Raw genomic sequence first — 3,081 nt, forward strand, 5'->3', positions numbered from 1 at the left:
TCATCGTCTTCCGTGTCCTCGCTCGCGGTCAGTTATCCACCGGCGGCACATCACGCCGGGGCCTCTCGGGCAGCTGCGTCTCTTCGTCCGCGTCCTCGGCCTTCCCCCTACGGCCGGCACCACGCACGAGACCGGCACCACCACGCGTCATACCGTTCCGTTCAGCACCCGCAGCAGAGTTCCGCCCAGCCGGCCTACCCGTGACACCCTCGGACGCACCCGTACCCGTACGAGACCCCGAAGAGCCAGTCGGCTTCGCACCAGACCGCGCCACGGACTCGGGCGTTCCGAAGACGCCACGCTGACCGAGCCGACCGGCCGTGGACTGCGAATTGGCCTGTCCCTCAGCCCCGATGACCGTGCCACGGGGAATCCTCGCCCCGCCCTTCGCCGGACCGCCTGGGGCTGTGGGGCGCCCCCCGACGACTCCATTGGAACGGCCGGCGCCGGTGGTCGGCGTGGCGTTCGCCCGGGGCGTCGCCGTGCCGCCGGGCCGCGGCGTACCACCGGTGACCGCGCGGCCCATCGGAGACGCAGTACCCCTAGCGGCGGGCTGTCCCGTCGACGTGGCACGCCCCATCTGGTTCATGGGTCCTTGTGCCGCGGTTCGTCCGGGGCCCTGAGGACTGGTCAGCCCGGCTGTACCCGCACGCCCCTGAGCCAAGGGAGGAGTGCGGTACCCAGCCGAACCACTCAGGCTTCGGCCCGACGTCGGATTGGGCAGCGGAACCCGGTAGCCGGCGCCACCCAACGGGTCGGGCTGGCCGCCGCCTGCCGGGGGCGTGCCCGTGACCGGCGGAGTGGGGCCGGTCGTGTGTGTGGTCGTGGGAGGAGGCAGCGTGCCGGTACTGTCGATGTTCGTACCGACAGGCGGCTCCTCAGGGAGTTGGACCGTGTGGTTGTTGTGCGTCGTCGGGACGTGGTGCGGGGTGGTGTCGCTGGTGACGTGGTGGGCAACATTCTCCGCGCCTACCACAGTTGTGTGATGACCGATGGCGGAGGCCGAGCCGGTCCCTGTGTGCGAGCCAGTGCCGGACGTGGGAGTACTTTCCCTGAACCGCTGCGAGGGCCGAGGCACGCCCACGTCGGGCACCGACGTGAAGTTCGGCGTCTTGTCCTTGGCCGGCAGGGACGCAAGCACTTCTTCCGAGACCGCGTAGTAGGACGCCAACCGATTCATCTGGTTGATCGCCTCTTGACGGTCCTTCTCCACCCGGACGGCGTGGTCGTACTCCGCCTTGTTCGCCGCCTTCTCGGCATCGGTGAACTTGTCGGGCCGCTTAGGGTTTGCCCTGGTGTCACGGGCTGGCATGCCACCACGCACGGCCGCGAGGCCCACGGCGGCAGCGGTGATCTGGTCGCCTGCCGCCCCGGCGAACTCGCTCAGATGGTGAGTGTTGGTTACGAGATTTTCGCCCCATGTGCGGAATTGGTCGCCTGACACTCCCACCCAGGGGACCTTGTCGATGTGGGCCTTGAGATCGTCGGCGGCCTTCTTCATAGCATCGCGCGCGTCCCAAAGAGCCTTGCCGGAGGACTCGAGATCCTCCGGATCGGTCTGCTCGACCAGATCGATCATCCGGTTGAGGTCGAGGTCGCGCTTGTCGAAGTCAGTTCTGACGGCGACGGCCCGGCCGAAGGGCGTGGCTTCCACCACGGATCGCACCATGCCATTGAGGAAGCCGCCGCGCGGTCCGTCCTCGATGCCACGGACGACGTCCGTCACAGAGTTCTGCTGAGAGACACGGTGCAGGTCTTCGCTGTGCTTCTTGTCGGTCATCGTCACAACTCCGCGCCGGTCTGCGAGCCGCCGGTGTGCTGCTTGCCGTCACCCTTGTCTTGCAGCTTTCCGATCTCCATCTGGATCGCCCAGAATCGCTGACGCTGCTCTTCTTCGAGATTTTCGAACCCCTTGTGAGCACCGGCGACCGCGATCCCGATCGCCTCGATCTGCAGGTGCAGGGTCTTGGACAGGGTCGTGAGTTCGTGATGGACCCTGGTGTACTGCTTGTACAGACCGTGCGCCTCAGGGAACTCGCTCTCCCCACCCGACGTCAGCGACGTGGCCCTGATCGTCTGAGCGCCGACCTTCGCCGGGTTCCCCGCGGACCCTTCGAGAGCGCTCAGCACCTCGTCCACTTGGCCCACGAACTTGCCCAGCGCCTCACCACTGGCCTCCAGGTTCGCCGCCCTGGTCGCCGACACGCCCCCCACCATGTCTGACGGAAGCACGACGCTCCTCCCCGTTTCCCCGTACATCCATCGGCTCCTCCGGAGCGAGGGCCGACCAACCGCTCGCCGTACGATCGCAAAGCGAGCCGCGTCTCACAACGCGTTTACCACTCTAGTCAAGCCGTCCAACCGGTCCAACCAGGCAGGCGTGTTGGCGCGACTTCGCGACCGACTCTGGTGCCACACTTCGCCGGAACTGCCGGTTTCTAACCAGCGAACGCGCACGACGCACGCAGTCGCGCCCCACCACTCCGTCGACCAACGATGCGCCGACCTGAAAGCATGAGCGCGGACGCCTCGCGCGATCTTCATGAAACCTCCACGCCTCGACGCTGCTTCCGACAGGTCCAGTCAAGGACATCACCCGGCACGCCGCGCCCTCGCAACGGCCACGCCCCCACCGCCGAGCACGACGACGGCAGCTACGGCGCCGAGCACGACCCAGAGGGTGGTGTTGTTGTTCGACGACTCCGTGCTCGATCCTTCCGCCGAAGTCGCGCCCGTAGGACCCCTTTCCGGGGCTTGTGACGGTGTTGATACGGAAGAGGAAGAGGCGGACGTGGAGGGCGCTGCGGACTTGGCCAGCAGATCACCGCCGTTCTCCGCCGCAAGCGGGTCCACATTGGCTGGGCCGGCGTCGTAGTTCCGGTTCGCAAGAACGAGACGGGGGCGAATGAGCCCGTAGCCGGCGTACTTGCTCGGGTCATTCTTCGGCCAGCTACGGCCGGCGGTGTCGATCAGAGCACGGGCAACTTGGTTCACCGTCCAGTCAGGGTGGGCGGACCAGATCAGAGCGGCGGCGCCCGAGGCGATCGCGGCTGCCGAGCTCGTACCGTTCACATCGTCGCA

3 protein-coding genes are annotated in these 3,081 nt (G+C 67.2%); all 3 read right to left on the reverse strand.

Features of this window, described 5'->3' with window-relative positions; translation table 11 throughout:
* Positions 1 to 28: 28 nt before the first annotated feature.
* Positions 29 to 1,780 (reverse strand): hypothetical protein, encoded by a 1,752-nt coding sequence (locus AB0L21_RS39505; protein WP_365788768.1) that lies wholly within the window; start codon positions 1,778 to 1,780, stop codon positions 29 to 31.
* A gap of 2 nt (positions 1,781 to 1,782) precedes the next feature.
* A complete protein-coding gene (locus tag AB0L21_RS39510) occupies positions 1,783 to 2,205 on the reverse strand; it encodes a hypothetical protein (protein WP_365711554.1) in 423 nt (140 codons plus the stop codon).
* Between the two features lie 387 nt (positions 2,206 to 2,592).
* Positions 2,593 to 3,081, reverse strand: a 489-nt coding sequence (locus AB0L21_RS39515; protein WP_365788769.1) for a S8 family serine peptidase, incomplete at its 5' end; no start/stop codon positions are given.

It is taken from the genome of Streptomyces sp. NPDC052721 (assembly GCF_040678315.1).
GTDB lineage: Bacteria > Actinomycetota > Actinomycetes > Streptomycetales > Streptomycetaceae > Streptomyces.